The sequence below is a fragment of the Flagellimonas okinawensis genome (assembly GCF_029194005.1).
Taxonomy (GTDB): domain Bacteria; phylum Bacteroidota; class Bacteroidia; order Flavobacteriales; family Flavobacteriaceae; genus Flagellimonas; species Flagellimonas okinawensis.
In genome coordinates this window covers 787,152-807,773 of sequence record NZ_JARFVA010000001.1, presented here as the reverse complement: position 1 = coordinate 807,773, position 20,622 = coordinate 787,152, and the positions used below count along the sequence as shown (strand labels likewise).

Annotated in this window: 19 protein-coding genes; 4 read left to right on the top strand and 15 right to left on the bottom strand. The window is 41.9% G+C overall.

Annotated elements, in window-relative coordinates:
* Positions 1 to 17 precede the first annotated feature (17 nt).
* From lepB to udk, 9 genes are all read right to left on the bottom strand, one after another.
* Entirely contained in the window at positions 18 to 1,754 is a 1,737-nt protein-coding gene (lepB, locus tag PY091_RS03795) for a signal peptidase I (protein WP_275648373.1), read from the bottom strand.
* Between the two features lie 49 nt (positions 1,755 to 1,803).
* On the bottom strand, positions 1,804 to 2,505 hold the full coding sequence (gene dapB / locus PY091_RS03790; protein ID WP_275648372.1) for a 4-hydroxy-tetrahydrodipicolinate reductase: 702 nt from the start codon (positions 2,503 to 2,505) through the stop codon (positions 1,804 to 1,806).
* Between the two features lie 3 nt (positions 2,506 to 2,508).
* On the bottom strand, positions 2,509 to 3,156 hold the full coding sequence (locus PY091_RS03785; protein ID WP_275648371.1) for a DUF5683 domain-containing protein: 648 nt from the start codon (positions 3,154 to 3,156) through the stop codon (positions 2,509 to 2,511).
* Positions 3,149 to 4,054: a ParB/RepB/Spo0J family partition protein gene (locus tag PY091_RS03780; protein ID WP_275648370.1), complete on the bottom strand. Its 906-nt coding sequence runs from the start codon at positions 4,052 to 4,054 to the stop codon at positions 3,149 to 3,151. The genes PY091_RS03785 and PY091_RS03780 overlap by 8 nt, the downstream gene beginning before the upstream one ends.
* Positions 4,055 to 4,828, bottom strand: coding sequence for a ParA family protein (locus tag PY091_RS03775; RefSeq protein WP_166248660.1), 774 nt, complete (start codon positions 4,826 to 4,828; stop codon positions 4,055 to 4,057).
* Positions 4,829 to 4,962: 134 nt separating this feature from the next.
* Positions 4,963 to 7,035 (bottom strand): methylmalonyl-CoA mutase, encoded by a 2,073-nt coding sequence (gene scpA, locus PY091_RS03770; protein WP_275648369.1) that lies wholly within the window; start codon positions 7,033 to 7,035, stop codon positions 4,963 to 4,965.
* Positions 7,028 to 8,413: a methylmalonyl-CoA mutase subunit beta gene (locus tag PY091_RS03765; RefSeq protein WP_275648368.1), complete on the bottom strand. Its 1,386-nt coding sequence runs from the start codon at positions 8,411 to 8,413 to the stop codon at positions 7,028 to 7,030. Before PY091_RS03765 ends, scpA begins: the two co-directional genes overlap by 8 nt.
* Positions 8,400 to 8,738 carry an FtsB family cell division protein gene (locus PY091_RS03760; RefSeq protein WP_275648367.1) on the bottom strand — a complete coding sequence of 113 codons (339 nt, stop codon included), beginning with the start codon at positions 8,736 to 8,738 and terminating at the stop codon, positions 8,400 to 8,402. Before PY091_RS03760 ends, PY091_RS03765 begins: the two co-directional genes overlap by 14 nt.
* A gap of 1 nt (position 8,739) precedes the next feature.
* Entirely contained in the window at positions 8,740 to 9,348 is a 609-nt protein-coding gene (udk, locus tag PY091_RS03755) for a uridine kinase (protein WP_275648366.1), read from the bottom strand.
* A gap of 179 nt (positions 9,349 to 9,527) precedes the next feature.
* Between udk and PY091_RS03750 the strand changes: the two genes are divergently transcribed.
* From PY091_RS03750 to PY091_RS03740, 3 genes are read left to right on the top strand one after another with little or no spacing between them, the layout of a single operon-like run.
* Positions 9,528 to 10,028, top strand: a complete 501-nt coding sequence (locus PY091_RS03750) for an acyl-CoA carboxylase biotin carboxyl carrier protein subunit (protein ID WP_275648365.1) — start codon at positions 9,528 to 9,530, stop codon at positions 10,026 to 10,028.
* A 6-nt stretch (positions 10,029 to 10,034) separates the two neighbouring features.
* Positions 10,035 to 11,477 (top strand): acetyl-CoA carboxylase biotin carboxylase subunit, encoded by a 1,443-nt coding sequence (accC, locus tag PY091_RS03745; protein ID WP_275648364.1) that lies wholly within the window; start codon positions 10,035 to 10,037, stop codon positions 11,475 to 11,477.
* A 5-nt stretch (positions 11,478 to 11,482) separates the two neighbouring features.
* Positions 11,483 to 13,024 (top strand): acyl-CoA carboxylase subunit beta, encoded by a 1,542-nt coding sequence (locus PY091_RS03740; protein ID WP_275648363.1) that lies wholly within the window; start codon positions 11,483 to 11,485, stop codon positions 13,022 to 13,024.
* A gap of 51 nt (positions 13,025 to 13,075) precedes the next feature.
* On the opposite strand, the gene PY091_RS03735 is transcribed toward PY091_RS03740, so the two are convergent.
* The gene (locus PY091_RS03735; RefSeq protein WP_275648362.1) at positions 13,076 to 14,137 is read right to left on the bottom strand and encodes a Gfo/Idh/MocA family protein; all 1,062 of its coding nucleotides are present in this window, start codon (positions 14,135 to 14,137) and stop codon (positions 13,076 to 13,078) included.
* A gap of 186 nt (positions 14,138 to 14,323) precedes the next feature.
* Between PY091_RS03735 and PY091_RS03730 the strand changes: the two genes are divergently transcribed.
* Positions 14,324 to 15,538, top strand: a complete 1,215-nt coding sequence (locus PY091_RS03730; RefSeq protein WP_275648361.1) for a multidrug effflux MFS transporter — start codon at positions 14,324 to 14,326, stop codon at positions 15,536 to 15,538.
* Here PY091_RS03730 and PY091_RS03725 read toward each other — a convergent pair.
* The 5 genes from PY091_RS03725 to PY091_RS03705 are packed head-to-tail and all read right to left on the bottom strand — an operon-like array spanning position 15,535 to position 20,616.
* The gene (locus tag PY091_RS03725; protein WP_275648360.1) at positions 15,535 to 16,626 is read right to left on the bottom strand and encodes an anhydro-N-acetylmuramic acid kinase; all 1,092 of its coding nucleotides are present in this window, start codon (positions 16,624 to 16,626) and stop codon (positions 15,535 to 15,537) included. The two genes, PY091_RS03730 and PY091_RS03725, sit on opposite strands and share 4 nt — an antisense overlap.
* The gene (locus PY091_RS03720; protein ID WP_275648359.1) at positions 16,623 to 17,288 is read right to left on the bottom strand and encodes a class I SAM-dependent methyltransferase; all 666 of its coding nucleotides are present in this window, start codon (positions 17,286 to 17,288) and stop codon (positions 16,623 to 16,625) included. Before PY091_RS03720 ends, PY091_RS03725 begins: the two co-directional genes overlap by 4 nt.
* The gene (locus PY091_RS03715) at positions 17,278 to 18,864 is read right to left on the bottom strand and encodes a glycoside hydrolase family 3 protein (RefSeq protein ID WP_275648358.1); all 1,587 of its coding nucleotides are present in this window, start codon (positions 18,862 to 18,864) and stop codon (positions 17,278 to 17,280) included. The genes PY091_RS03720 and PY091_RS03715 overlap by 11 nt, the downstream gene beginning before the upstream one ends.
* Positions 18,857 to 20,137, bottom strand: a complete 1,281-nt coding sequence (locus tag PY091_RS03710) for an MFS transporter (protein WP_275648357.1) — start codon at positions 20,135 to 20,137, stop codon at positions 18,857 to 18,859. The genes PY091_RS03715 and PY091_RS03710 overlap by 8 nt, the downstream gene beginning before the upstream one ends.
* Complete coding sequence (locus PY091_RS03705) at positions 20,134 to 20,616, bottom strand: hypothetical protein (RefSeq protein WP_275648356.1); 483 nt, start codon at positions 20,614 to 20,616, stop codon at positions 20,134 to 20,136. Before PY091_RS03705 ends, PY091_RS03710 begins: the two co-directional genes overlap by 4 nt.
* Between the last annotated feature and the right edge of the window lie 6 nt (positions 20,617 to 20,622).

The window sequence follows — 20,622 nt, the reverse complement described above, 5'->3', positions numbered from 1 at the left end:
TCAATGATTAAGGTTGACTATGCTTTTTTCTTTTTCTTACGGAAGAAATCAAAAATAAACCATGCAGCCAATAGTGCGATAAAATACCAGAAATACGATACAGATTCTCCGCTACCCCCTACTGTGGTGAATACACGATCCCAACGAATCCTCCAATTGGAAATTCCTTGTCTAAAGTTGTCAAAGCTCATCCAAAGGAAAACCGGTTTACCTACAATATGGTCTGCAGGTACATAGCCCCAAGTCCTACTATCTTCGGAATGGTCGCGGTTATCGCCCATCATCCAGTAATAGTCTTGTTTAAAGGTGTACGAATCTGCTTCTTCACCATTGATCAATACTTTGTTACCGGTAACTTTTACATCGTTGTACTCATAATCCCGAATAATCTTTTTATACAATGGGATGGTCTTGGAATTGATTTCAACGGTAGTTCCTTTCTTGGGAATATAAATCGGTCCAAAGTTATCGTTGTTCCAAGGGTACAGATTTGGTTTTTGGGGAAAAGCTCCTCCGTACTCACCTTTGGGTTCAATAATTTTGACAACAGAATCAATGGCTTCATTTTTCCTAAGTTGATCCACCATTTCATTGGTCATATTGGCATTTCGCTCCCTTCCGGTAATCTCTTTAAGCGAAAGTCTAACGGCTCTAATGGTTTCTGGTTGAATACCTTTGCTGTCCGTCATGATCACATTGGTGCCACTTTGGGTAAACACACCATATCCCATACTTCTCAATATTTGAATTTGAGAGGCGGACAATGGCGTGTTGGAGATATACGTTCTGCTGAACTCATCTATTCCCAAGCTTAAAAGAAGTCGAGTGGAAACTCCTTTTTCGGCATATATGTTATATTCATACATCGGTTTTGCCCGATCGGACAATGTCAATTGTTCGCCATTGATATAAACGAATCCATCAATTACTGCCAAGGAATCGCCAGGGGTTCCTACGCACCGTTTTACATAGTTGGATTTTTTATCAATGGGTTTTATGACCGCTTTCTGAGCTTTAAAAAACTGATACAAAGTATCCGCTGGTAAACTGAATACGACAATGTCGTTTTTTTCCACTTTTTCAAAGCCGGGCAAGCGCATGTAGGGCAGTTGCAGTTTGTTGATCCAAGAGGTTTTATACGTATCCGGATTTACATCGGCCAAATATGATCTTGTTTTTAATACAGGTAGGGTATCGTGAACCATTGGGGCGGCCAAGGTTGTCATGGGTACCCGTGCGCCATAATGGAATTTGCTTACGAACAAAAAATCGCCAACTCGTAGTGTTCGCTCCAAGGATCCTGTTGGAATTACGTAGGGTTGAATAAAATAGGTGTGGACAAATGTTGCGGCAACAATGGCAAACACAATGGAACTTACCCATTCGCCCAATCCAGTTTTTGGTTTTAAACTACGATCTTCGATGTATTGAACATCCTCGGCATAATTGATATAATAAATATAAAATCCAAGGGTCAATATTACCAACCAAGTGTCTACAAGTGAATTTTTTCCAAAACTTCGAATGGTTTCCACCCAAACAACCGGGAACATCAATAAATTGATGATAGGAATAAATAACAATAGCACCCACCACCATGGTCTATTAATTATTTTCATCAAAACTATACCGTTGTACACAGGTATGGCGGCTTCCCATGCTTTTCTGCCTGCCTTAACGTAGAGCTTCCAAGTTCCCAAGAAATGGATGACTTGAATAATCAGGATAAAAATGATCCATTGAATACCGTCCATATAAAAAGTTTCTTTGTTAGACTTTGGGTCTAAATTTCTGTTACGTTTTTTAGCTAAGGTTTAACACATCTTTCATGGAAAAGACACCCGTTTTTCCCTGTATCCATTCCGAAGCGATTACTGCTCCAAGAGCAAAGCCTTCCCTGTTGTGCGCCTCGTGCTTAATTTCGATGGTATCCACGGAACTTGTGTAAGATATGCTGTGTGTTCCGGGAACCATGCCTTCCCTGATCGATTTTATCGAAACTGTTTTATCACTTGATTCATCCAGCTTCCAGTTTTCGTAAGGGGTGTTTTCAATAATGCCTTCGGCCAAAGTAATGGCTGTTCCGCTCGGAGCATCCAACTTTTGCGTGTGATGGATTTCTTCCATGGAAACATTGTACTGATCCAAACCGGACATCATTTTGGCAAGATGCTTATTGAGCTCAAAAAATATATTTACACCCAAACTAAAGTTGGAGGCATAAATAAAAGCACTTTTGTTATCCTTGCATATGTCAGTGGCTTCCTCGAATTTTTCCAACCATCCTGTAGTGCCACATATTACGGGTACGTTGTTCTTAAAACAGGATGTAATATTATTAAAAGCTGCTTCGGGTGTGCTAAAATCAATGGCAACATCCATAGATGTATAATCTATTTCTTGCGAGGGGTCATCAATCTTTGCTACAATGGAATGACCTCTATCCTGGGCAATTTGCTCAATCATCTTTCCCATTTTGCCATATCCAAACAGACCAATCTTCATTCTTTAAAATTTTATGACCATGGCCATACCGTAGTTTGGCTCGTTGGTAAAAGGATTTATATCTAAATAGGGATTAAAGTCTATAGCAAGGTCATCACTAACATTATACTGCTTTAAATGTGAGTCCACATTGGCATCTATAATATTAAGGGCGTAAAGTGCGATAGTAATTACCAAGGCCAAATCCCTGTCCCTTTGTGTGTTTTCCTGTGCTTCTTGGAGTGCCTCGTCAGAAATGATGGGGGTTCCATCTTCTCTGGAGAACTCATCGTCGGTAAAGCCCGCCAATCTCCTCTTGTAGGCATTTCTGGCCCGACGATATTCGGTATTGTTGTAGGAGTAGGCGTAGATACCAGTTCCAATAGCTCCCCAAACTATAGGGACCTTCCAATAACGCTTGTTATAAATCTGTCCCAAACCGGGTAGTATTGCTGAGTAAAATGCGGCTTTGCTCGGAGCAAGAGGATTAATACTTTTTTGTTTGATGACTTCTTCAAAAGTTACACCTTCCCCTTCCATATTTTGGGCAATGGAATCTACCTCTTTGGTTTGTTGAGGTTTATCGTTTTTATTGTTTTCCTCTTCTTCTTGGGAAAAACCTGAGTGAAACAACAAAAAGGCAAAGAGCAATAAAAGAAGGTTTTTATTCACCTGTCAACAATTTTTTGATACGTTTAAAATCCTCCTCTGAGTGGAAGGGTATCACAATCTTTCCTTTTCCGTTTTTTGATGTGGTAATATCCACTTTGGTAGCTAATCGTTCTTTTATGGAATCCAAGCTATTGGAAACGAAATCGGGCACATTAGTAGTGGCTTTTTTCTTGTCGGAACCAGCGTTTTTTGGTTCTTTATGATCTTTCACCAATTGTTCCGTAGCTCTAACGGACAATCCGTTGGAGACCACTTTTTCATAAATGGCAATTTGATCTTTTTTCTTGTCTATGTTTATAAGTGCCCTACCATGACCCATGCTGATAAAACCATCTCTCATTCCTGTTTGAATGATTGGATCTAATTTTAAAAGACGTAGGTAATTGGTGATGGTTGAACGTTTTTTACCTACGCGGTCACTTAGCTTTTCTTGCGTAATCTCTATCTCATCAATCAGTCGTTGATAGGAAAGTGCAATTTCAATGGGATCAAGATCCTGTCTTTGGATGTTTTCCACAAGGGCCATTTCCAAAGACTCTTGATCGTTGGCAATACGGATATATGCAGGGATAGTCTCCAATCCCACCAATTTGGATGCGCGGAACCTTCGCTCACCGGAAACCAGCTGGTACTTGTTAAAGTCCAGTTTTCTAACGGTGATCGGTTGGATTATGCCCAACTCTCGAATGGAACTGGCGAGTTCCTCAAGGGCTTCATCGTTAAAATTGGAACGAGGCTGAAAAGGGTTTACCTCAATGGCGTTGATATCCAACTCTACTACATTCCCGATTACCTGGTCCGCATTTTTGTCCGACACTGACTTGATATCGTTGTCCGGATCTTTTAATAGTGCGGACAGGCCTCTTCCCAACGCCTGTTTTTTTGTTGCTTTCGCCATCTAAACTTTCTCCTTGTTTTTCTTCAAAATTTCGTTGGCTAAGTTAAGATAATTGGAGGCACCTTTACTGCTGGCATCATATTTTATAATGCTCTCGCCATAACTGGGGGCTTCACTTAACCTTACGTTACGTTGGATGATGGTGTCGAATACCATATCCGCGAAGTGCTTTTTCACTTCTTCAACAACTTGGTTGGAAAGTCTTAACCTGGAATCGTACATGGTAAGTAGCATTCCTTCGATGTCCAAATCGTTATTGTGTATTTTTTGTACGCTTTTTACTGTATTCAATAGTTTGCCAAGACCTTCCAGGGCAAAATATTCACACTGTATGGGTATCATTACGGAATCTGCCGCGGTTAAAGCGTTCAGCGTGAGTAATCCTAAAGAAGGAGCACAGTCAATCAGTACAAAATCGTATTTGTCGCCCAAATTTTTAAGGGCTTCTTTTAGCATATATTCCCTGTTGTCCTTGTCGACCAATTCAATTTCAATGGCCACTAGGTCGATGTGCGCAGGCACCAAATCCACATTGGGGGAATCTGTAGCTATGGTTACTTCTTCAACACTCATGGTGTGTTCCAAAAGCTGATAGGTTCCGTTCTCAACAGAATCTACATCAATGCCCAATCCTGATGTGGCATTGGCCTGGGGATCGGCATCAATCAATAACACCTTTTTTTCCAATACACCTAAGGAGGCTGCAAGGTTTACCGTTGTGGTAGTTTTTCCAACACCACCCTTTTGGTTTGCAATTGCAATAATCTTGCCCATTTCATAGTAAGTTAGGTGCTAAAAATACGATTATTTAGGATGCGATAAAATGTAATTTGTTAACAGGGGGTGAATAAACCTGCCGTTCTGCGTTAAATAAAGTTAAAGTTGTATTCCTTAAGGTGTTATCCAATTTAGTCCATTAAGATATTCAGTATTTCCGTTGCCGCATCTGCTATTTTGGTTCCTGGGCCAAATACTGCTACGGCACCATTGTCCAATAAATGCTTGTAATCTTGCTTCGGGATTACTCCTCCAACAATGACCATGATATCTTCCCGTCCGTATTTTTTAAGTTCTTGGACTACTTCGGGTACTAAGGTTTTGTGCCCTCCCGCTAGTGAAGAAATCCCCAAAATATGCACATCGTTTTCTACGGCTTGTTTGGCAACTTCCGCAGGGGTTTGGAACAAGGGTCCGATATCCACGTCGAAACCTAGATCGGCATACCCTGTAGCAACCACTTTGGCCCCACGGTCATGACCATCTTGCCCCATTTTTGCTACCATAATACGTGGACGACGCCCTTCTTGCTCAGCAAAAGCATCTGCGAGCTTTCTGGCATTTTCAAAACTCTCGTCGTTTTTGATTTCTTTGGAATACACTCCGGTAAATGATTGGATTTTTGCTCTGTAGCGTCCAAACGCACTTTCCATGGCATCGCTGATTTCACCAAGTGTAGCACGTTCTTTTGCTGCTTCTACGGCTAAAGCTAATAAATTTCCGCGGTCGGAATTATTTTCCATGGCCTTTTTGGAAGCAATTCTAATGGCTTCCAGTGCATTTTCTACAGCTTTCGTGTCCCTTGTGCTGCGAATTTGATCGAGGCGTGCCATTTGCTGTTTGCGCACTTTGGCATTGTCCACTTCCAGAATTTGAAGATCGTCCTCGTTCTCCAACCTGTATTTGTTTACACCAACGATAACATCTTGACCACTATCGATACGCGCTTGTTTTTTGGCTGCGGCTTCTTCAATCCGCATTTTCGGAATCCCTTTTTCGATGGCTTTGGTCATACCGCCCAACTTTTCCACTTCCTGAATAAGCTTCCAGGCATTCTCGGCAATCTCTTGGGTTAATTGTTCCACTTTGTGGCTGCCGGCCCACGGATCTACCGTTTTGGTAATATGGGTTTCTTGTTGAAGATATATCTGTGTGTTCCGGGCTATACGCGCCGAGAAATCAGTAGGTAAAGCGATTGCTTCATCCAAGGCATTGGTATGAAGACTTTGCGTTCCCCCAAAAGCGGCCGCCATGGCTTCAATAGTGGTTCTGGCCACATTGTTGAACGGGTCTTGTTCCGTTAAGCTCCATCCACTGGTTTGGCTATGGGTGCGTAACATGGAGGATTTTGGGTTGGAAGGGTTGAATTGCTCCACCAATTTGGCCCAAAGCATTCGTCCGGCACGCATTTTTGCGATCTCTGCAAAATGATTCATACCGATACCCCAGAAAAAGGACAATCGTGGTGCAAATTCATCAATCTTAAGTCCAGCCTTTATCCCAGTTCTGATGTATTCAATGCCATCCGCCAACGTATAGGCCAATTCCATGGATGCAGGGGCGCCGGCTTCGTGCATATGGTATCCGGAAATACTAATACTGTTGAACCGTGGCATATTTTTACTGGTAAACTCAAAAATATCCGCCACTATCTTCATGGATGGAGTAGGTGGGTAAATGTAGGTGTTCCGAACCATGAACTCTTTTAGAATATCGTTTTGTATGGTTCCGGAAAGTTGCTCCATAGACACTCCTTGCTCCAGCCCTGCAACAATATAAAAAGCCATAATCGGAATCACGGCTCCATTCATGGTCATGGAAACGGACATTTTGTCCAAGGGAATGCCATTGAACAAAATTTTCATGTCTTCGATGGAATCTATTGCAACTCCTGCCTTACCAACGTCACCTACAACCCGGTCGTTGTCCGAATCGTAACCACGGTGGGTGGGCAGGTCAAAGGCTACGGAAAGCCCTTTTTGCCCCGCTTCCAAGTTTCTTCGATAAAATGCGTTGCTTTCCTCCGCAGTGGAAAATCCGGCATATTGGCGAATCGTCCATGGTCTGCGAACATACATGGTCGAGTAGGGGCCACGAAGAAAAGGTTCAATTCCTGCTGCAAAATTTTCATGTCCGAATTTTTGGGTCTCAACTTTGCTCGACCCATTGGTCAATTCTAATTGTTGAAGGTCTTTTCTACTCATCGTTCAATCTTTTTTGTTCAGATGCTTCGGCCAATCTTTTTTCGATAATAGGCTCAATGATGGTTTTTCGCGCCTTGGTTTTTACAAAGGGGTAGAGTTCCATATCATCCTTCATCCGATCTTGTGGATTTTGATATTTATTGGTGCCCAATGAAACTATTTTTCCTTCATCAAAAAGTTGTTGTTCTTTTTGGGCACTTTCCTTTATTTTTTGTTGGACAGTTCCTTTTTTAAGTCCTTCCAAGAATCCACCGGTCTTTTCCAAATGCTTGAACAAGGTCAAGGCCTTTTCAGCCAATTGATTGGTAAGCGATTCCGTATAGTAAGCGCCATCGGAAATTTGCGAAGCATCGGTAAAATAGCCTTCCTCTTTTAATAGAAGCAGTTGGTTACGGGCAATACGCTCGCCGAATTCATTATTCTTATGGTAAATGGCATCGTAAGGCAGATTGCAGACAGTGTCCGCTCCTCCCAATACTGCTGACATACACTCGGAGGTGGTTCGGAGCATATTTACATTGTAATCGTACAGGGTCTTATTGCGTTTGGAAGGAATAGCTAAGATATTGCATTCGCTTTGTATTCCGTATTCGGCAACAAGACTTTTCCAAAGCCATCGTAAGGCCTTGAGTTTGGCTATTTCAAAGAAATAATTGCTACCCACACCTACTGTAAAGGTAATTGGGAAAGATTTTTCGACTGCGCTTGAAGTGACAACATGGTTGATGTACTCGTTGGCATGGGCCAACGCATAGGCCAATTGCTGCACCATATTGGCGCCAGCATTCTGATAGTGTAACATATCTACCCCTATAACAGAAATATCGGGTGTCCCAAGCACAACCAAATCAGTGAACAGTTCGTGATCTTTTTCTAGATTGTGATACCAATTGCCATCTTTGGTTAAATGTCCAATAATATCAATGTTCAAATGGGCTTTTGCTTTTTTGCCTTTAAGGTAGGTTACCAATTTTTTGATGGGTTCCAAGCTCAAGAACTCAAAATAAAAGTAGAGTTCAACTTCCTCCAGGTCTAAATCTGCTAGCAGGGCTTCAAAGTCCGTAGCCTCGTTTGGTATGTTCAAAATCAAGCTTTCAACACCTTTTTCAAGGATTTCAAGTGCTTTGGTGTTGGACTTTTTTTCGTCATTTACATAAATGCTTTGTCCAATGGACCAATTATGGTCTTGAGGCAAAGAAAAAGTGGGGATGTTCTCCAGATCTTCCTCGTTGTAAAAAGGCTTAACATTAATGCCTTCCAAAGATTCCCAAACCAAGGCTTCGTTATAATCAGCACCTTTTAGGTCTACCTGGATCTTTTGTTTCCATTGTTTGGCGGAAACCTCGGGAAATTCTTTAAATAGGTTAGTGTTTTTCATCTTGCTTGTTCTTTAGACTATCTTCATATTCAATCAGGAATATTTCTTCATTGTCTTTTTTCATGTAATATTTTTCTCGGGCAAGTTTTTCAAGTTCCTTTTCATCGGACATTTTTTTCAAAATTTCCTTGTCCTTGGATATCTCACTTTTAAGAAATTCTTTTTCTTTTTCCAGTTTATCGATCTCGCTTTCCAGCTCCAAATGGATCATTAGGGAATTTGTATCAAAAAAAGCCATCCAAATCACAAAGATGGTGAGCACCAATATGTAGGTGTTCGTCATGATCTTAAACCATTTCTTTTTTCTCAATTCCTTCAAGCCCATATTACGAAAGTTTGTTGTTGATAATGGTCCTAACAATATCTACTGCCACTGTGTTGTAGTGGTTGTTCGGGATAATGATATCCGCAAACTCTTTCGATGGCTCAATAAATTGAAGGTGCATTGGTTTAACCGCTGTTTGGTATCTAGTGAGCACCTTTTTTAAATCGTGTCCCCTTTCTTGGGTGTCGCGTTGCAGTCTTCTTATCAAACGTTCGTCCGAATCTGCATGTACAAATATTTTTATATCGAACATGTTCCTTAAAATAGGGTTGCTCAATACCAATATCCCTTCAACGATCATTACCTTTCTTGGCGGGGTCGGAATGGTCTCTTTCATCCGAGTCTCCTCCACAAAGGAATATATGGGAGTGTCTATAGTTTTACCTTGTTTCAACAAATCGATATGGGAAATCAAAAGATCAAAGTCTATTGAGTTCGGATGGTCGAAATTCACCTTCGCTCTTTCCTCTTTGCTCATGTGGGAAAGATCGTTATAGTAGGAATCTTGGGAAATTACGCCCACTTCGTCCGTGGGCAATTGCTCCACGATCTGGTTTACCACCGTTGTTTTTCCGCATCCTGTACCACCGGCAATCCCTAAGATCAGCATAGTTCAAATTTTGGCATCAAAAATAAACAAATGATTATATCTCCCGCCTATCTACAATGCAACATAATTAGTGTTTAATATTAAAGAATATAATGATCATTGTCATAATTAATCCTGCTTAAATGGTATAGCTTTGTGTGATTTCTAAAGCATTAACCTTATCTTTATCAAGCTAACCAATGGAAAATTCTTTTATGGATAATTCGTATTCCGTCAAGGTCGGTGAAGACTTTGACCTTAAACTTTCCAAGGACACTATTTCTTCGTTGGATTTAATAAAAAATGGTGAGGGATCATACCATTTGTTAAAAGATGGTGCCTCTTACCACATCAAAATCGTCGATTCCGATTTTAATCAGGGAAAATATACCATAAGTATAAATGGTAGTGAATATTTAACCTCGATACACACTCCGTTGGATGAACTCATCCAAAAAATGGGGTTTGCCGTGAATGCAGGTAAAAATGTTGATTCCATCTCCGCACCCATGCCGGGATTGATTTTGGATATTCTGGTGGAAGAAGGACAAGAGGTCAACGAAGAGGACCAATTATTGATTTTGGAAGCCATGAAGATGGAAAACATTATCACCTCCCCACGTACTGGAGTAATCAAAAAAATAAGTGTGTCCAAAGGAGATGCTGTTGACAAGAAACAATTGTTGATTGAATTTCAATAAAACATCATGAAAAAAATATTGATCGCCAATCGTGGCGAAATTGCGGTTAGGGTAATGAAGACCGTAAAAAAAATGGGCATTAAAACGGTTGCCGTTTTCTCGGAAGCCGACAGGAATGCCCCGCACGTGCAATTTGCAGATGAAGCAGTTTGTATCGGTGAGGCGCCCTCCAATAAATCGTATCTACGAGGCGATAAAATTATTGAAGTGGCCAAGGAACTTCAAGTAGATGGTATACATCCGGGGTATGGTTTTTTGAGTGAAAACGCAGATTTTGCTGAAGCAGTGGAAAAAAGCGGAATCACCTTTATTGGACCAAAATCCAAGGCAATCAAGATCATGGGAAGCAAATTGGCTGCGAAGGAAGCTGTAAAAGCTTATGACATTCCAATGGTGCCAGGTATCGATGAGGCCATTACCGATGTTGCAAAGGCCCACGAAATAGCCAATGAAGTGGGTTATCCCATCCTCATCAAGGCCTCTGCCGGTGGTGGAGGAAAGGGTATGCGCATCGTAGAAAAGGAAGAAGATTTGGAATCCGGCATGAAGCGAGCCATTAGTGAGGCGACTTCCGCCTTTGGAGATGGTTCCGTTTTTGTGGAAAAATATGTGAAATCGCCAAGGCACATCGAAGTGCAGGTGATGGCGGACACCCATGGCAACGTGCTTCATTTTTTTGAAAGGGAATGTAGTGTGCAACGTCGACACCAAAAAGTGGTGGAAGAGGCACCATCTTCTATTTTAACCCCGGAATTGCGGGAGGAAATGGGTATTGCTGCTTGCAAAGTGGCCAAGTCCTGTGATTACATTGGAGCAGGTACGGTAGAATTTTTGATGGATGCAGACCATAATTTCTATTTTTTGGAAATGAATACCCGTCTCCAAGTGGAACATCCTGTGACGGAGTTGATCACAGGAGTCGACTTGGTGGAACTACAGATAAAAGTGGCGAGGGGAGAAAAACTTCCCATGAAGCAGGAAGACCTTACCATCCATGGCCATGCAGTAGAGCTTCGGGTATATGCCGAAGATCCATTGAACGACTTCTTGCCCAGTGTGGGCAATTTGGAGACCTACCAATTACCGGTCGGCGAAGGCATTCGCGTAGATAATGGTTTTAGGGAAGGTATGGATATTCCCATCTATTACGACCCCATGTTGTCCAAGCTCATTGCCTATGGAAAAACTCGCGAAGAAGCCATTGAGCTGATGTTGGAAGCCATTCAAAATTACAAAGTAAAAGGAGTCCAGACCACCTTGCCGTTTGGAAGCTTTGTTTTTGCACACGAAGCTTTCCGCTCAGGAAATTTTGATACCCACTTCGTTAAAAATTATTATTCTCCGGAGAAAATCAAGGAACAAACGGCGGACGAAGCCGAAGTTGCTGCGATGATTGCCCTTTATCAATATCTGGAAGACAAAAAAATAGTAAGATTACCTTCAAATTGAATCCTATGGATCCCAAAATAAAAGTACTTCAGGAAAAAATAGCCGAAGCCCATTTGGGTGGTGGCCAAAAACGTATAGAAAAACAACATCAGAAGAAAAAGCTAACGGCTCGTGAAAGGGTTCTTTATTTCTTGGATGAAGGTTCTTTTGAAGAAATGGGCATTTTAGTGACCCACCGTACCACGGATTTTGGTATGGACAAAGAAATGTACTATGGCGATGGCGTGGTTACGGGTTATGGAACGGTGAACGGGAGATTGGTGTACGTTTATGCCCAGGATTTTACCGTATTTGGCGGTGCCTTGTCAGAAACCCATGCAGAAAAAATCTGTAAGGTAATGGATCTGGCCATGAAAGTTGGGGCCCCGGTTATCGGACTCAACGATTCGGGTGGTGCTCGTATCCAAGAAGGGGTGAAATCGCTTGGTGGCTATGCCGATATTTTCTATCGCAATGTACAGGCATCTGGTGTAATTCCCCAGATTTCTGCCATTATGGGTCCTTGTGCAGGTGGGGCGGTATATTCCCCTGCCATGACCGATTTTATAGTTATGGTAGAAGAAACCAGTTATATGTTCGTGACCGGTCCCAATGTGGTAAAAACAGTGACCAACGAAAATGTAACCTCCGAGGAGCTAGGAGGGGCGAGTACCCATGCCGCAAAATCCGGTGTGGCTCATAAAACCTCTACAAATGATGCCGCTTGTTTGAACGATATTCGAAACTTACTGGACTATCTACCTCAGAATAATAAAGAAACAACTCCGCTATTACCTTATGAGCTAGGTGATGAAACAAGGGAAGAATTGTCCGGTATTGTGCCCGACAATCCCAATAAGCCTTACGATATGCACGATGTAATCAGTGGCATTATCGATACGGATTCCTTTTACGAAATCCATAAGGATTATGCCGAAAACATCATCACTGGTTTTGCCCGTTTGGGTGGAAGAAGTATCGGTATCATTGCCAATCAACCGATGTTCTTGGCAGGGGTCTTGGATGTAAATAGTTCCACCAAGGCGGCCCGATTTACCCGTTTTTGTGATTCTTTCAATATTCCTTTGCTTGTTTTGGTCGATGTGCCCGGATTTTTGCCTGGAACCGATCAAGAGTGGAGCGGTATTATTATGCACGGGGCAAAATTACTCTATGCCTTGAGTGAAGCTACCGTACCAAGGGTTACCGTGATTACCCGAAAAGCCTATGGTGGTGCTTATGATGTGATGAACTCCAAGCATATTGGGGCCGATTTCAACTTTGCTTGGCCAAGTGCAGAGATTGCCGTTATGGGTGCAAAAGGTGCCAGTGAGATTATTTTTAGACGTGAAATTGCTGCATCCGAGAACCCAGAAGCCAAATTGAAAGAAAAGGAAGCTGAGTACGCCGATAAGTTTGCCAATCCGTACCGTGCCGCCAAACGTGGTTTTATTGATGAGGTGATTATGCCAAAGGATACCAGACGTAAATTGCTGAAGACATTCGCTATGCTGGAGAACAAAGAGGTGCAGACCCCTTGGAAAAAACACGGGAACATTCCATTGTAAGGTTGATGGATAAGGAGTAAAGGGTCAATGGTCAAAGGGTTGTCACTCTGCCTACAAGATCACGGTTTTCCCCGTTTTTACGGATTCATCAGCGGCAAGAACAATTTTTAAGCTGTTGATGGCGTCATTCAAGTGATTGGTCAGGTCCCTGTCGTTAATTATGGCATCCAGTAGGTATTCCTGCTCCAATAGGCAAAGTCCATCATGGTCGGGTTCATCAGCAGTACTGATGATTTCATCCATTTTTGTAAAATGCCCATCGGCGTCCAATTCGCTGTGGTGCAGTTTCAAGCTTCCTGTTTTGGAGTGCCCTTCAACATCATCCGAAGCTCCTTTATCCTCGTCGCTGATGGATACACAGCCCTTTGGACCAATGACATCCTTTATAAAAAAAGCGGTTTCGCTCATCATGGGGCCCCAACCAGCTTCGTACCAGCCAACGGAACCATCTTCAAACCGTACCTGTAATTGACCATAATTGTACATATCAGTGGCAATTTCATCCGATAAATGGGCTCCTATCGCTGAAACACTAATGGGTTTGGAACGTGTCATCGAACACATCACATCTACATAATGTACGCCACAATCCACTATGGGCGACATGGAATTCATTAACTGTTTATGGGTATACCAATGCTCTCCCGAACTTTGTTGATTTAAGTTCATGCGCATCACCAAAGGTTTTCCCAATGTTTGGGCCATTTCGGTGAATTTTGCCCATGTGGGATGAACTCTCAATATATAGCCCACCACCATTTTACGTTGTTGCTTTTGTGCTAGGTCAACCAATATTTGTGCCTCCTCAACGGTCAATGCCAATGGTTTTTCCACAAAAACATGTGCGTTGGCCTCCAAGGCAGTTTTTACGTAATTATAATGTGTATCTGGGTAAGTATTAATGGACACTACATCGGGTTTTGTACTGTTGAGAGCTTTGGTGTAATCTGAAAAAGTCTGAACACCATTTAATTCCTTGGAAAGTCGTTCCCGGCTTTTTGCTCCCCGACTCACCAATCCAACAATTTCAAAACCTTCCAGTTGATGATAGGCACGAGCATGCGATGTTCCCATATTCCCGCAACCAACTACCAATACTTTCAATCGTCCCATATCTTTCTATTTATTCTTAAATATAGGGTTTACAATCTTAATTTCCTTTAGGATCGGGATTATGGATGGAGGTAAAATATTGGAAATTCCCTTTTTTGATTTTACTACAACGATGGAAATGTTTCTATATCATTAAACCTTTCTTAAAAGCTTTACCGATCCAATGGGGATGCCTAATTTTGCCCGATGCAAAAACAACAACAAAAACCGAACTTTGAGTTTGTGGCCATGATGGCGGCATTAATGTCAATCGTGGCATTGGCCATTGATGCGATCTTACCTGCAATTTCCAATATTGGGGAAGCGATAAATAGCACGGACCCAACGGATAATCAGTTATTGGTTACCATGATTTTCTTGGGATTGGGTGTAGGCCAGTTGTTTTTTGGTCCTATTTCGGACAGTTTTGGTAGAAAGCCAGTGGTTTATATCGGTTTTTCCATCTTTTTGCTTGCAAGTATTATTTGCTTGTTTGCTCCCAATCTAGAAGTGATGGTAGTAGGTCGAATTTTGCAGGGTATCGGCTTGTCCGCACCTCGAACCATTTCCATTTCCATTATACGCGATTCTTACGAAGGTGATTATATGGCAAAGATCATGTCGTTTGTTACCGCATTTTTCATTTTGGTACCAGTTGTGGCTCCTGCCATTGGAAAATTGATATTGGATGCATCGGGATGGCAAGGAATATTTTATGTGCAGATGTTTTTTGTGTTAGTGGTGGCGCTTTGGTTTTGGAAACGACAGCCGGAGACACTTCACCCTGAGTATAAAATTCCATTTTCCAGTCATGTTTTTGTAGATGGGGTCAAAGAATTTATTAAATATCGGGAAACCATCGCCTTTACCTTGATTTCAGGATTGGTCACAGGAGCATTTTTGGTGTATTTAAGTTCGGCACAGCATATTTTTGAAGATCAATATGCCCTGAAGGAAATCTTCCCATATATTTTTGCCGGTCTGGCGGTTTCCATTGGATTGTCCACCTTTATGAACGGAACTTTGGTGATGCGTTTTGGTATGCGTAGATTGTCATTAATGGCGACCATTGTTTTTTGTGCTGTCGCCTTGACCTATTCCATAGTTTTCCTGAATTCACCTAATCCAAACATTTATGTTTTGGTCGGGTTTTTATCCGTTCAATTCTTTTGCCTTGGGTTTATGTGGGGTAATTTCCGTTCCATTGCTATGGAGCCGATTGGTCATATTGCGGGAATTGGTGCCGCGATAAATGGATTTGTATCAACGGTACTTTCCATACCCATCGCTACATTTATCGGTGATTTTGTAAAGGATAGTGTTTGGCCTCTTTTTGCAGGTTTGGCCATTTGTGGTATGGTCGCCTTGGCGCTGTTCCTTTTGACCCATTTGCCCAAACGGAAACGAATCGCTGCTTCCTAAACCAAATCTTTGGGAAAAAACACTTCCCCACTACAAGAATCTGCGGTGGCCCCGGTAACCGATTTGAGTACATTAGTATTTCCCTCCAAGCGGAGTACCCCCATTAACGCAAAAACCAATGCTTCCTTGTATGCGATCAGCGTTTTATTGGGAACCACCACCTCAATGCTGTTTCCCAACTTACTTTGGAGCGTGTCCATAAAAAATTGATTGAGTGCACCACCACCGGTTGCCAATAGTTTACTATTGGATTTTCCATTCTTTTTATGCTTTAGTGCGGCAAATGCAATTTGCTCACAATTATGATGGATGAAGGTGTGCAATAAATCCTCATTTGAAAGTTTGGACCCCTCTATTAAGGGCATTATTTCAGAAGAGAACCATTCGTACCCTGTGGATTTTGGATAGGGTAGAGCGTAATATGGTAAACTGTTCAGTTTTTGAAGCAGTGCGTGGTCCAGTTTCCCTGATCTTGCCATCTTTCCATTTTCGTCATAGGATAACCCTATTTTATGGGTGATATAGTTTAGTGGCATGTTCGCCAAACCAATATCGTAGGCAATACGTTCGCCATTTTTATCGAAAGAAATATTACTTATACCGCCTAGATTTAGGCAAAAATCATATTCATGGAACAGCAACTTATCTCCAATGGGAACCAAAGGTGCTCCTTGTCCTTTTAGGGACACGTCCTTAGACCTAAAATCACAGACTACTTGTTTTCCCGAAGTGTTTGCCAAAAGTTGTCCATCCCCCAATTGAAATGTAACCCCCTCATCGGGTCTATGGTGGGAGGTATGCCCGTGACTGGCAATAAAATCAACTTCTTCGTCCAATTCGTCAATGAATAATTTGGATTGTTGTCCCAACCAAATACCATAATCTTTGTGCAGTTGCTCATGGTCTTCTTCGGAAAGATGAATCGCATTTTTGAGGTATTCCCGCATCTCATCGGAGTAATCGATTTCTGCCGTTTTTTTTATAGAAAAGTTCCATTTTCCATCTTCCTCCCAAATATGGTAATAGGCGATGTCCAATCCGTCCAAAGAGGTTCCCGACATCAGTCCCATAACTTTATAAGTCCTCATATCTTGTTGATTTTTATAATCAGGGAAATCGGTTTGTCATCATCGTTCAAGACTTCCTTGATATTGAATTCAATGTGTTCAATTTGATTGAGTTCTTGGACCCAATCTTCCATGGTCCGGGCGTACCACGAGTGTCCGTCCGTAAAATTGCCTGGCAACCCTTTCCAAGAGTCGGAAATCCACTGACTCTTATAAGGTAAATTGTTTTGCAAAAGAAAGTAGGGGTGAAGTGTTTGAATCACCAAGCTTCCCTTTGGGCTTAACTGCTTTAAAGTGTTTGACAACAATTCGATCAAGCCATTTTTTACATACAGACAGAAATTAAAAATGGCGGCATCAAAAGGTGCATTCCGCATCTTTTCCCCTTTGATGATGTCTTCAAAAGTGAATACTTCAAAGGTCTGGTCGCTTCTTTGACGTGCGTCTTTGATTAAATCCACAGTGGCATCCAAACCTATAGCCTTCCAACCAAGTTTTTCCATCTCGCGAGTTAACCAGCCTTCTCCGCAACCGATATCGGCAATGGTACTTCCTTTCAATTCTTTGATTTCCTCTAAAATGGCCGGATTGGTAAATTTTCTTGAAGGAATACCATCATTTTGGATGATTTTAACCCATTCTTCAGCATTTTTATTCCAAGATGATCTTATCTCATCGCTCATTGCCAAAAGTTTTCAGTTGAATAGGTAGCTTTCCTTTTCCTTTATTTTCTCCCAAAAAATGTTTGAAAGCAACATCTTGAAAAGCAGGGAATTCTTGATAGACCAAGACCACATTGGAATTGGGTTTGAGCTGTAAAATGTCCAGAACATATGGATTTCCAAACAAGTAAATCAGTGGGGCGTGTTTTTCGATAACTTCATGCAGCCTTGCTAAGGTGTCACTGTCAAAACCGAATTGATCCTTCGGTTTTACGGCAGGAGGGAAGATGCTCAAAACAATTTGCTCCTTATTGTCGCCGGATAGGTTTTCTAAATCTATAATCTCTGAGCCAAAGTGCGATTGGATTTCTTGTGCAAAGGAATTAGTCTTTCCGGAGCTTACAGAAATATTAAGGAAATCAGATGATTTAATGTTATTTACTTCAGAAGGATTCCCATATAATTCCGTGATTACATGCTCTGCAATCTCTCGATTTAATTCATACGGTGAGCTTGAACTTTTTGCTTCAGTGTCTTGTTCAAAAGACTTCTTTTTTAGGTGCCAAACTCTCTCAAAGCTTTCATTGATTCGCTCTTCGGAGGCATTCTTCATGATTTCATCAATACCTTCAACCACGTGCTCACTAAAGCAAAGCACATCCATTCCTGCCAAGAAGGCTGCATTCTCCAACTTCCCTTTTTCAGGATGTTTTTTGGATACAGCATGCATATTAAGTGCATCAGAAATTACCACGCCATCAAAACCCAATTGCTTTCTAAGTAAGTCCGATATTATTTTGGATGAGGTGGTGGAGGGGTGTTCTTCATCTAATTGTGGCAATAGCAAATGGCCTACCATTACTGAATCAATACCGGATTCAATCAATTTTTTGAATGGGTATAGTTCATTCTCCATGAGTTCCTCCATGGATTTATCAATCACTGGCAGCCCCAAATGGGAGTCGGTTGCCGTATCGCCATGGCCGGGAAAATGTTTAATGGAATTTAGTGTTCCGCTCGAGGTCATTCCCTTGATAAAAGCGGCTGATTTTTCGTGAACACTGTTTTTATCATCCCCAAAAGAGCGATAGCCGATTACAGGATTTTCCGGGTTGTTGTTGATGTCCACTACGGGAGCCAAGTTCCATTGTGCCCCAGCTGCCTTACAATCATTTCCTATGGCTTCGCCAACTTTTCGGATAAGATTATAATTATTGGTCAAAGCGCCCAAGGTGATGGCATAAGGATATTGCGGGGTGTTTTCAATCCGCATGGCAAGGCCCCATTCGGCATCTATTGCAATTAATAAAGGCACTGTTGCCGCTTTTTGATAACGATTGATAAGTTCCAATAAACGGTCGTAGCTCTTCTCGTTGTGTACAATCTTTTTCTTGCCTTCAAAGTTGGTGGCAGCACTGGCCCTGCTATGGAAAAAGCATACGGAACCCACATGGTATTCCTTTATGAGCTTTTCCATTTTCTGCACCTCCTCTTCGGTGTCGTTGATGAAAACCGCGGGCATAAACAACTGACCTACTTTTTGAGATAAGGTCAATGTTACGGTCGGAAGTGTATAGGTTGGTTGCGTTTTAGTCATTGGTTTCTGCCGTTTTTTTACCGTAATCCGCTGGATATTTTAAATAGCGTAATGCAAAAAATGCGGGTAGGGCGGCAATGACCACCCAGATGAAAAAACCATCGTACCCCAGCCATTCCTGAATATAACCGCTCAACATACCGGGCAGCATCATGCCCAAAGCCATAAAACCAGTGGCAATGGCGTAATGTGATGTTTTGGAAGCCCCTTCTGCCACATAGATCAAATACATCATAAATGCAGCAAAACCGAATCCGTATCCAAATTGTTCAAGAACAACAGTGCCTACCACGGCATACAGACTTGTGGTCTGTGTTATGGCCAAAATCGCATAAAGTGCGTTGGGCAAATTAAGGGACAATAACATGGGAAGCATCCATTTTTTAAGTCCGTCGCGTGAAATTAGGATACCACCAAGGATACCGCCAAGAGATAGCATAATGATGCCGACCGTACCGTAAATGGTTCCCACTGCTTCGGTGGAGTAGGCCAATCCGCCCACCTCCAAATCATCCAGTAAAAAAGGTGATGCCATTTTTACCAATTGGGATTCCCCCAATCGATACGTTAGGATAAATAGCAAAGCAATCCCTATTTGATGTTTTTTGAAAAAGGTGGCGAATACTTCAAAGAATCCAGCGGGTTTTTCCTTGGGTTCAGTTGTGGTTTCTTCAAATTTTGGTGCGGTAAAAAAGTTGGAAACGGTAAGAACAATCATTAAAACAGCCGCACTAATCATGGTAACGGACCACGCTTTGGTATTGTCGCCATACTGGTTTTCGAGGTACCCTGCAAAAATCACCAGTAGACCTTGGCCGGTAACCATGGCCAATCGGTAAAATGTACTGCGCAATCCAATAAAAAAGGATTGTTTCTTTTGAGTGAGACCAATCATATAGTAGCCGTCCGATGCGATATCATTGGTTGCCGAGGCGAAGGCCGCCATCCAAAAGAATGCCAATGTGATGATAAAGAAGGAGTTTGATGGCAGAAAAAGTCCTATGCCCAAGAATGCCATTGAAATGAGTAATTGCATTCCTAAAAACCATTTTCTTTTGGTGCCATTAAGATCTACGATAGGGCTCCATAGTGGTTTTATAACCCAAGGTAAATATAGCCAGCTCGTATACAGCCCAATTTCGGCATTGCCTATTCCCAATCGTTTGTACATTATCACGGAAACGGTCACCACAAGAATGTACGGGATACCTTGCGTGAAATATAAAAAGGGGATCCACAGCCATGCATTCTTGTCTTTTGGGGCTACACTCATTTGGATTGTTTTAAAAGGTTCTGATAAATGCTTTTTTCCGATTTATCAATGATTTTTGCATCTACTGTTTGTTCGTAGTAGGAAATAGGTCCAACCCCGCCGATAATGGCGTAGGCATATCCCATTTCTTTTAGAGCCAGCAATGATTTTACCAAAAGGACTTTCCCGATATTTTTTCCTCTTTCCGTACTGACAACCCCAGTGGGACCAAAAAAGTTTTTTGCAGTACTTTCAAAACAGGCAAAACCAAGAATCTCTTGTTCTCGCTGAGCGATATAACAGTTAACAGGAAGCGATGTAAAGGCAGCTGCAGCCTCATCGGCCCAATTCTTACTGAAATGCTTGGCAACCCAGTCCACCACAATACTTTTTTCTGGCGTAATGGGCCTTTTAAAGACGATGCCGTCTTTCTCGAATAGGTTTTTCTCCTCTCCTGAGATATCCGGTAAGTCCAAAAGTCGCACGAGCATGTCCTGCATAAGGTT

Excerpts from the sequence above, each read along its gene's own strand:
- lepB (WP_275648373.1), bottom strand. The coding sequence starts at position 1,754 with ATGGACGGTATTCAATGGATCATTTTTATCCTGATTATTCAAGTCATC.
- dapB (WP_275648372.1), bottom strand. The coding sequence starts at position 2,505 with ATGAAGATTGGTCTGTTTGGATATGGCAAAATGGGAAAGATGATTGAG.
- PY091_RS03780 (WP_275648370.1), bottom strand. The coding sequence starts at position 4,054 with ATGGCGAAAGCAACAAAAAAACAGGCGTTGGGAAGAGGCCTGTCCGCA.
- PY091_RS03775 (WP_166248660.1), bottom strand. The coding sequence starts at position 4,828 with ATGGGCAAGATTATTGCAATTGCAAACCAAAAGGGTGGTGTTGGAAAA.
- scpA (WP_275648369.1), bottom strand. The coding sequence starts at position 7,035 with ATGAGTAGAAAAGACCTTCAACAATTAGAATTGACCAATGGGTCGAGC.
- PY091_RS03765 (WP_275648368.1), bottom strand. The coding sequence starts at position 8,413 with ATGAAAAACACTAACCTATTTAAAGAATTTCCCGAGGTTTCCGCCAAA.
- PY091_RS03760 (WP_275648367.1), bottom strand. The coding sequence starts at position 8,738 with ATGGGCTTGAAGGAATTGAGAAAAAAGAAATGGTTTAAGATCATGACG.
- udk (WP_275648366.1), bottom strand. The coding sequence starts at position 9,348 with ATGCTGATCTTAGGGATTGCCGGTGGTACAGGATGCGGAAAAACAACG.
- PY091_RS03750 (WP_275648365.1), top strand. The coding sequence starts at position 9,528 with ATGGAAAATTCTTTTATGGATAATTCGTATTCCGTCAAGGTCGGTGAA.
- accC (WP_275648364.1), top strand. The coding sequence starts at position 10,035 with ATGAAAAAAATATTGATCGCCAATCGTGGCGAAATTGCGGTTAGGGTA.
- PY091_RS03740 (WP_275648363.1), top strand. The coding sequence starts at position 11,483 with ATGGATCCCAAAATAAAAGTACTTCAGGAAAAAATAGCCGAAGCCCAT.
- PY091_RS03735 (WP_275648362.1), bottom strand. The coding sequence starts at position 14,137 with ATGGGACGATTGAAAGTATTGGTAGTTGGTTGCGGGAATATGGGAACA.
- PY091_RS03730 (WP_275648361.1), top strand. The coding sequence starts at position 14,324 with ATGCAAAAACAACAACAAAAACCGAACTTTGAGTTTGTGGCCATGATG.
- PY091_RS03725 (WP_275648360.1), bottom strand. The coding sequence starts at position 16,626 with ATGAGGACTTATAAAGTTATGGGACTGATGTCGGGAACCTCTTTGGAC.
- PY091_RS03720 (WP_275648359.1), bottom strand. The coding sequence starts at position 17,288 with ATGAGCGATGAGATAAGATCATCTTGGAATAAAAATGCTGAAGAATGG.
- PY091_RS03715 (WP_275648358.1), bottom strand. The coding sequence starts at position 18,864 with ATGACTAAAACGCAACCAACCTATACACTTCCGACCGTAACATTGACC.
- PY091_RS03710 (WP_275648357.1), bottom strand. The coding sequence starts at position 20,137 with ATGAGTGTAGCCCCAAAAGACAAGAATGCATGGCTGTGGATCCCCTTT.
- PY091_RS03705 (WP_275648356.1), bottom strand. The coding sequence starts at position 20,616 with ATGCAGGACATGCTCGTGCGACTTTTGGACTTACCGGATATCTCAGGA.